Origin of the sequence: Olsenella sp. AGMB03486 (assembly GCF_040884255.1) — a bacterium.
GTDB classification, from domain to species: Bacteria; Actinomycetota; Coriobacteriia; order Coriobacteriales; family Atopobiaceae; genus Olsenella_L; species Olsenella_L kribbiana.
Genome location: NZ_JBEVTM010000019.1, coordinates 37,514 through 46,233, shown reverse-complemented (window position 1 = coordinate 46,233; position 8,720 = coordinate 37,514). Strand labels below are relative to the sequence as shown.

Here is an 8,720-nt window from a genome sequence, read left to right as displayed (position 1 = left end):
TATGAAAAAAGTCCCGCTCTGCACATCGGCAGAACGGGACATTGCATGCAGCTTCTTGCCTATTCAGCTATGCCGTGTGCTTGCTCTCGTTTGCATAGCCGAGACGGGGCGGCTCAGTCCCGTCGACCGCTTCCTTCGTGACCGTGACCTTCGTCACATCGAGGTCACTCGGGATATCGAACATCGTATCCTGAAGCGTCGCCTCGCAGATAGCACGGAGTCCTCGAGCGCCCGTATTGCGCTTGAGAGCGAGTCTTGCAATCTCTCGGAGCGACTCAGGCTCGAATTCGAGATCGACCCCTTCGAGCTCGAACATGCGCTTGTACTGCTTCACGATAGCGTTCTTGGGCTCCGTGAGGATGCGGACAAGGTCGTCCTCCTTGAGTTCGTGCGTCGCCGTGATGACAGGAATCCTGCCCACGAACTCAGGAATCATGCCGAACTTGTGCAGGTCCTGCGGCATGACCTTGGACATGAGGAAGTCCTCGTCCTCGTCGACCTTCTTCGTGAGCTCGGCATTGAAGCCGATGCCCTTCTTGCCGATGCGGTCAGCCACGATCTTGTCAAGGCCGACGAAGGCGCCGCCGCAGATGAAGAGGATGTTCGTCGTGTCGATGTGGATGAGCTCCTGCTGCGGGTGCTTCCTGCCGCCCTGAGGAGGCACGCTTGCCATCGTTCCCTCGAGGATCTTCAGGAGCGCCTGCTGGACGCCCTCGCCCGACACGTCACGCGTGATGGAGAGGTTCTCTGCCTTGCGTGCAATCTTGTCGATCTCGTCGATGTAGACGATGCCGACCTGGGCACGCTCGACATCACCGTCGGCAGCCGTGATGAGCTTCAAGAGGATGTTCTCGACGTCCTCGCCGACATATCCGGCCTCGGTAAGCGTGGTGGCGTCAGCAATAGCGAAAGGCACCTCGAGGAAGCGTGCAAGCGTCTGCGCAAGAAGCGTCTTGCCGGTGCCGGTGGGGCCGAGCAGCAGGATGTTGCTCTTGGCAAGCTCGACATCGTTGCCCTCGGCAGAAGGCTCGTTTCCAGCCATGATGCGGCGGTAGTGGTTGTAGACCGCTACCGACATGGCGCGCTTTGCCTCTTCCTGGCCCATGACGTACTGGGAGAGCTCATTGTAGATTTCATGAGGGGTCGGAAGCTCCTTGATGGGGGCGGCAGGAGCGAACTGCGGCTCCTCTGCCTCCCTGAAGTCAGCCTCTGCCCTGTCTGCTTCCTTGATGATGTCTTCGCACGTCTTCACGCACTCATCGCAGATGTAAACATGGTTGGGCCCCTGTATGAGCTTGCGCACCTGGCTCCGCGTCTTGCCGCAGAACGAGCAGCGCATTTCGTCGTCTGCCATTCACTACTCCTCTTCGGTGGCGTCGACGCGCCTGCCGATGACCTTGTCGACGAGGCCGTACTCCTTGGCCTCTTCTGCGCGCATATAGTTGTCGCGCTCGGTGTCGGCATTGATCTTCTCGATCGGCTGGCCGGTGGCCTCAGCGAGCATCTCGTTCAGGTGCTGGCGGATCCACTTCGTCTCGTCTGCGACGATCTGGATATCCGTCTGCTGGCCCTGGACACCGGAGCTCGGCTGATGGATCAAGATCATGGAGTTCGGAAGCGCCATTCTCTTGCCCTTCGTGCCGGAAGCGAGAATGGCAGCGCCCATGGAGGCAGCCATGCCGACGCAGATTGTGGAGACGTCCGGCTTGATGAAGTTCATCGTATCGATGATACCGAGGCCTGCATAGACATCTCCGCCAGGAGAGTCGATGTAGAGCGAGATGTCCTTGTCGGGATCCTGGCTCTCGAGGTGCAGGAGCTGGGCAATGACGAGGTTGGCGCTATCGCGTGTGACCTCCTCGCCGAGGAAGACGATACGATCGTTGAGCAGCCTCGAATAGATATCGTAGCTGCGCTCGCCACGCGGCGTCTGCTCGACGACATACGGTATCAGCGGAATGTTCGTTGGATTGTGCATTTCTCCCCTTCCAACTGCTAGTAGATTCCTACTGAATATCCCCAGTAACGCGCTTGCATTACTGGGGATACCAAAAGTGTCTGAATTGTGGAGCTACTCGGCATCCTCTGCGTTGTCGTCAGCTGCTGCCTGCTCGGCAATCTCGTCGACGATCGTCACAGGTGCGTTCTCGACGAGCCAGTTCAGAGCCTTGGTGCGGCGGATGGACTCGCGGATGGCGGGCATCTGGCCCTGCTGCGTGAACTGCTTCATCTGGGCCTTGACATCCTTGGCGCCGGCCTTCTTGAACTCGTTCTCGACATCCTCTTCGGTTGCCTCGACGCCGAGGTGCTTGGCCAGCGCGTCAAGAGCGAGGGACTGGCGAGCACGCTCCTTGGCCTGCTCGCGGAGGTCAGCAACGAACTCGTCGGACGTGATGCCGCGGAAGCGCAGGTACAGGTCGAGCGTCATGCCCTGGCGCTGGAGCTGCTGCAGGAAGTCCTGGGCAATCTCGTTGAGCACCTGGTTGACGTAGTTCTCAGGGATGGTCTCGAGGGTGACGTGCTTGCCCATCTCCTCGACGACACGGTCCTCCTTGAGGTTCGGGAGGCTCGTCTTCTTGTCGGACTCGATCTCCTCCTTGACCGCGTCACGGAGGTCGGCAACGGTGTCGAAGCCGAACGTGGACTTGGCAAGCTCGTCGGTGAGCTCAGGCGTGACCTGCTTCTTGATGCCCTTGAGGGTGACGGTGCAGGCGTGCTTGGTCTCAGTCGTCTCGCCGTCCTTCTCCTCGGAGGTCGTCCACTCGACGTCCTTCGTCTCGCCCTTCTTCATGCCCATGAGAGCGTCGACGAACTCAGCCGGAAGAGCCTTGGAGGAAAGATCAATCGTGCGATCGGTGCCGGCAACGGAATCAGCATTCTCCTTGTTTTCCACATCGACGGAGACGAGGTCGCCCTGCTGGACGCCACGGTCCTCCTCGACGTCCTCGACGGTCGTGTGGTAGGAAAGGAGCTGCTTCACCTGCTGGTCGATCTCGGCCTCGGTGGCCTCCTCAGGCGGCATGTTGATGGCAGGAGCGTCGTAGGAGTCGAGCTCGACCTCAGGACGCACCGGAATCGTGACGTCGATCGTGTAGTCCTCGCCCTCCTTGGCAAGGTCCGGATCGTCGCCGAAGTTCGCCTGCTCGACCGGCACGATGTCAAGCTCCTCGAGCATGAGCGGCTCTGCCTGGTTCAGCAGGTCGTTCGTTGCCTGGGCAAGCACTGCCTCGCGGCCAATGAGGGAGTCGATGACAGGACGCGGGGTACGGCCACGGCGGAAGCCCTTGAAGCTGTACTTGTTCGCGATGTCCTTGTAGGCACCCTTGACGGCGTTGTCGACGTCCTGCTGAGAGATGGTGAGCTTTGCTGCAACCTCGTTGTCCTTGGGCTCAGCTGCGGTAACAGTAATCTTCAAGGTTCCTCCACTGTTCTATACGCTTCGGGCACGGCAGATGGGCCGTACCTTCTTTTCCGACCGATGTGGTGCGGGCGAAAGGACTTGAACCTTCACGAGTGTCCTCACTGGAACCTAAATCCAGCGCGTCTACCAATTCCGCCACGCCCGCATTTGTCGCACGGACACTATATGTTAGCAAATATTGTGGTGTCTGGCGCTGATTTGCCACAATTCCATAGCTCAGAAGCCTTGTTGGCCCCATCTGCACAGAAAAACCTCCTCCCCCGAAGGGAAGGAGGTTCTGAATTGCCCTAGCTACTCCTCTGCAGGAGCAAGCTTGCTGAGGTCCTGGAGGGCATAGGTGCCAAGCGAGGACTCGCGCAGGGCCACGATGGCCTGGACAAGAGCGGTCGCACCCGACATCGTCGTTGCCATGTCGATTCCCCTGTTCACGGCCTCGCTCCTGAGCTTCGTGCCGTCGCCACGGGAGCTGTGGCCATGAGGCGTATTGATCAGGAAGGCGATTTCGCCGTCTGCCATGAGGTCGATCACATTCGGGTGCCCCTCGCGGACCGGCTTCACGATGCGGCACTCGATGCCGGCAGCACGCAGCGTCTTTGCCGTGCCGCGGGTGGCCAGAAGGTCATACCCGAGCTGCCTCAGCGTCATCGCGACCGGCGCGATGGAGCGCTTGTCGCGGTCGCAGACGCTGATGAAGACATTGCCCGACATCGGGATCTCGTACTCGATGGCCTCGCGCGTCTTCGCATAGGCCTTCGGGAACGTGGTATCGATGCCCATGACCTCGCCCGTGGACTTCATCTCCGGTCCGAGCGTGACGTCGGCGCCCGGGAAGCGGCTCCACGGCATGACAGCTTCCTTGACAGCGTAGTAGCCAAGGTCGCGATCAACAGGAGGCAGGCTGAAGTCGGAGATCTTCTCTCCGCTCATGATGCGAGCAGCATACTTTGCCAGAGGCACGCCCGTCGCCTTCGAGGAGAAGGGCACCGTGCGCGATGCACGCGGGTTCAGCTCGATCACGAAGATCTGCTCGTCCTTGACAGCAAACTGGACATTGAGAAGGCCCTTGATGTGGCAGGCAAGCGCGAGCTTCGCGGCAATGGCGCGGATGTTCGCGACGATCTTGTCAGAGAGCGAGAACGGCGGGAAGCAGCAGGCAGAGTCACCCGAGTGGATGCCGCACTCCTCGATGTGCTCCAGCACGGCTCCCACGTAGCACTCGTTTCCGTCGCAGAGGGCATCGACATCGAGCTCGATGGCATCCTCGAGGAAGGAGTCGAGATAGACCGGGTGGTCCGGAGAGACCTTCGTTGCCTCGCCCATATAGGTCTTGAGGTCGTTGTCGTCGTAGACGATTGCCATGCCGCGGCCGCCCAGGACATAGCTCGGACGGACCAGGAGCGGGTAGCCGATGTGCTTGGCGACAGCACGGGCCTCGTCCAGGGTCTCGGCGACGGATGAAGGCGGATAGGAGATCTCGAGCCTGTCGAGGAGGCTTGCGAAGCGGTCCCTGTCCTCAGCGAGGTCGATGGCCTCAGGCTGCGTGCCCATGATGGGAACGCCTGCGGCCTTGAGGCGGCTGGCGAGGTTGATAGGCGTCTGGCCGCCGAGGGTGACGATGACGCCTTCGGGGTGCTCAGCCTCGACGACGTTCATGACATCCTCGAACGTAAGCGGCTCGAAGTAGAGGCGGTCGGACGTGTCATAGTCCGTGGAGACCGTCTCGGGGTTGCAGTTGACCATGACGGTCTCATAGCCCTTGGCCTCGAGCGCGTAGGCAGCATGCACGCAGCAGTAGTCGAACTCGATGCCCTGGCCAATCCTGTTCGGTCCTGCAGAGAGGATCACGACACGGGGCTTTTCTGCCTCATGGAACTCCGATGCCCCTCCTACCTCATAGGTGAAGTAGTGGTAGCTCGTGCGGGCAGCAAACTCGCCTGCGCAGGTATCGACCGTCTTTATGACAGGACGGACTCCCAGTACCTCGCGAAGGGCACGTACGACCTCTTCCTTCTGGCCCGTGAGATAGGCAATCTGGCAGTCAGAGAAGCCCATCTGCTTTGCGGCCAGCATGTGCTCTGCATCCATGCCGGAAAGGCCACGCTCGTGGATGGCGCGCTCTGCCTTCACGATATCCTGGATGCGGAAGAGGAACCACTCATCGATGCCGGTGCGCTTGTGCAGGTCCTCGACCGTCCAGCCACGGCGCAGCGCCTCTGCAATATAGAAGATGCGATTCGGCGTGGCGCGCGTGACGAGGTCCTCGAAGTTCTCCTCGTCGTAGGTCGTCTTGCCGTCAGCGCCGAGGCCCATATGACCCTTCTCGAGGGAGCGGGTGGCCTTCTGGAGCGCTTCTTCGAACGTGGAGCCGATGGCCATGACCTCGCCCACGGCCTTCATGCGGGTCGTCAGGGTCTCAGAGGTCCCCTTGAACTTCTCGAAGGCGAAGCGCGGGATCTTCACGACGCAGTAGTCGATCGAAGGCTCGAAGCAGGCAGGGGTGGCACGGGTGATATCATTCGTGATCTCGTCGAGCGAATAGCCGACGGAGAGGAGCGCTGCCATCTTTGCAATCGGGAAGCCCGTTGCCTTGGAGGCAAGAGCCGAGGAGCGGCTCACACGCGGGTTCATCTCGATGACGAGGACACGGCCATCCTTCGGGTTCACGGCGAACTGGACGTTCGAGCCGCCGCAGGCAACGCCGACCTTTTCCAGTACGGCAAGCGAGTAGTCGCGCAGGCGCTGGAGCTCGTAGTCGTTCAGGGTCTGGCAGGGAGCCACGGTGATGGAGTCGCCCGTGTGGACGCCCATGGGATCGAGGTTCTCGATGGAGCAGACGACGATGCCATTGCCGGCAGAGTCGCGCATGACCTCCATCTCGATCTCTTTCCAGCCCTCGACGGACTGCTCGACGAGCACTTCCGTCTCCGGCGAGAGGGCAAGGCCTTCGCGTGCGATGCGCACAAGATCGTCGTGGTTGTATGCCATGCCGCCGCCAGCGCCGCCGAGCGTGAATGCTGGACGGATCACGACAGGATAGCCGAGATCGTCTGCAATGCGCTCGCACTCTTCGAGCGTATGGGCCACATCGGACTTTGCGACCTCGAGACCAATCTCGCGCATGGCCTTGGCAAAGAGCTCGCGGTCCTCGCCGACCTCGATGGAGTCGATGTCGCAGCCGATGACCTCGACGCCGTACTTGTCGAGCACGCCTGCCTTGGCAAGAGCCACGGCGCAGTTGAGGCCGGTCTGTCCGCCCATGTTCGGAAGCAGCGCATCGGGGCGCTCCTTCTCGATGACCTTGGCTACGGACTCGACGGTGATCGGCTCGATGTAGGTGCGATCAGCCGTCTCCGGGTCCGTCATGATCGTGGCGGGGTTCGAGTTCACGAGGACGACCTCGTAGCCCTCCTCGCGCAGCGCCTTGCACGCCTGGGTGCCGGAATAGTCGAACTCGCAGGCCTGGCCGATCACGATCGGGCCAGAGCCGATGATGAGGATCTTCTTGATATCAGTGCGCTTCGGCATCAGAAGCGCCTCCCTTCGCGGACGTCGATTGCCAGATAGTCCTCCACGCCGTCCATCATGCGTACGAAGGCAGCGAAGGCATAGGTGGAATCGTTCGGTCCGGGCTTTGCTTCAGGGTGGTACTGCATCGAGAAGGCAGGGATATCGAGGAACTGGATGCCCTCAGGCGTTCCGTCATTGAGATTCACATGCGTCAAGCGTACGCGTCCATACTCCTTCGTTTGAACAACCGGCGCGATATGGCGCTCGGACCAGAAGCGGAGGTCTTCTGCATGGTCGGCGATGCCGCCCGAAAGCTCGGGGATGAGCGGTCCGAACGTCGGGAAGACAGGGCCATAGTTGTGGTTCTGTGCCGTAATCTCGACCTTGCCCGTAAGCAGGTTCATGACCGGCTCGTTGCCGCCGTGGTGGCCATACTTGAGCTTCTCGATGTCAGCTCCTGCTGCCATAGAGATAACCTGGTTGCCAAGGCAGATGCCGAAGACCGGAAGCTTGCCGAGCGCTGCTTTCACGGCGCGCACCGTCGACGGTACGGACTCAGGATCTCCTGGGCCATTCGAGAAGAAGACGCCATCCGGATTCATGGCCTCGACGTCGGAGAACGGCGTATCCCACGGCACGACCGTGACCTCGCAGCCGACAGCTGCGAGCCTCTTTACGATGCCGAGCTTCTCGCCGCAGTCGTAGGCGACGACGTTGTGCTTCACAGGACCCTTGTCAGGCGACACCGTATAGCGCTCGCGCGTCGAGACATCTGCCACGTAGTTGTGCTCGGAGATCTTGGGCGACGCCTTCACACGGGCAACCAGGCTCTCGGGGTCGATATCGACCGTCGAGATGGCGGCACGCATGGCACCGCACTCGCGGATATGGAGTGTGAGCGCACGCGTATCCACATCCTCGATAGCGACGATATCACGCTCTGCAAGGAAGTCCGGCAGGCTCTCGACGCTCTGCCAGTTGCTCGGCGCATAGCACATGTCATGCACCACGAGGCCGCGCAGGTTCAGCTTCCTCGACTGCATATCCTTCTCGTTTATGCCGTAGTTGCCGATCTGCGGGTACGTCAGCGTGACGATCTGGCCAGCATAGCTCGGATCGCTCACGATCTCCTGATAGCCCACCATAGAGGTGTTGAACACCACTTCGCCGAAGGTCTCCCCTTGGGCACCGCACGACCTTCCTTCGAAGACAGTCCCGTCCTCGAGCGCCAGAAGCGCCTTCGGATGCTTGCCGTCGTCCACCAAAAGGTTCAAGATGGCCACCTTTCCTTCGTTGGCAAAACCAAATCCCCCAGCATGGGGCACAGAGGCCCCATTTACGAAAAAAGGGAGCACGTCACCATGTGACAATGCTCCCTGAATCTATGAGGAAGAAGGACTCACCCAGATTCTCCTTACCGGCATCTCGTGCCGCTTTAAAGGCTTGCAAGGATTATACGGCAAGTCCTTCCAAAGAGAAGACCCATTCTTGTCTTTACGGGATAGGTACGCATCTAACAATCGGTCATATACTCAAACTTTTATGCATGTATGCCCACCGCCATCAACAGCGCACCCGGCATCAGGTGCGCTGCAGAGCCTCAGATCTATCGGACATAAGCAAAGCAATGGCATCCGGCAGACAGATGGCGCAGGGGCAACGTACAGCACAGGTCTTGAGCACACAGCACAGGCCCCATTGAGCAGTCTCCGCAGAACGTTGATGGAGGCTGCATGCATTCAGCTTTGTGACCCTCTTGCAGATGCTTGTTCTTCATGTCCGTGAATTCTTC

5 protein-coding genes and 1 tRNA gene are annotated in these 8,720 nt (G+C 60.2%); all 6 read right to left on the bottom strand.

The features are described from left to right. Nucleotides 1-67: 67 nt before the first annotated feature. Nucleotides 68-1,354 (bottom strand): ATP-dependent Clp protease ATP-binding subunit ClpX, encoded by a 1,287-nt coding sequence (gene clpX, locus ABVS03_RS09405; protein WP_368018896.1) that lies wholly within the window; start codon nucleotides 1,352-1,354, stop codon nucleotides 68-70. 3 nt (nucleotides 1,355-1,357) lie between these two features. After that, a complete protein-coding gene (locus tag ABVS03_RS09400) occupies nucleotides 1,358-1,978 on the bottom strand; it encodes an ATP-dependent Clp protease proteolytic subunit (RefSeq protein WP_330971393.1) in 621 nt (206 codons plus the stop codon). A gap of 93 nt (nucleotides 1,979-2,071) precedes the next feature. After that, a complete protein-coding gene (tig, locus tag ABVS03_RS09395) occupies nucleotides 2,072-3,415 on the bottom strand; it encodes a trigger factor (RefSeq protein ID WP_368018895.1) in 1,344 nt (447 codons plus the stop codon). Between the two features lie 66 nt (nucleotides 3,416-3,481). Further along, a tRNA-Leu gene (locus ABVS03_RS09390) sits at nucleotides 3,482-3,566 on the bottom strand. Between the two features lie 146 nt (nucleotides 3,567-3,712). Beyond that, a complete protein-coding gene (gene carB / locus ABVS03_RS09385; protein ID WP_368018894.1) occupies nucleotides 3,713-6,946 on the bottom strand; it encodes a carbamoyl-phosphate synthase large subunit in 3,234 nt (1,077 codons plus the stop codon). Next, a complete protein-coding gene (carA, locus tag ABVS03_RS09380; protein WP_368018893.1) occupies nucleotides 6,946-8,211 on the bottom strand; it encodes a glutamine-hydrolyzing carbamoyl-phosphate synthase small subunit in 1,266 nt (421 codons plus the stop codon). The genes carB and carA overlap by 1 nt, the downstream gene beginning before the upstream one ends. Nucleotides 8,212-8,720 lie beyond the last annotated feature (509 nt).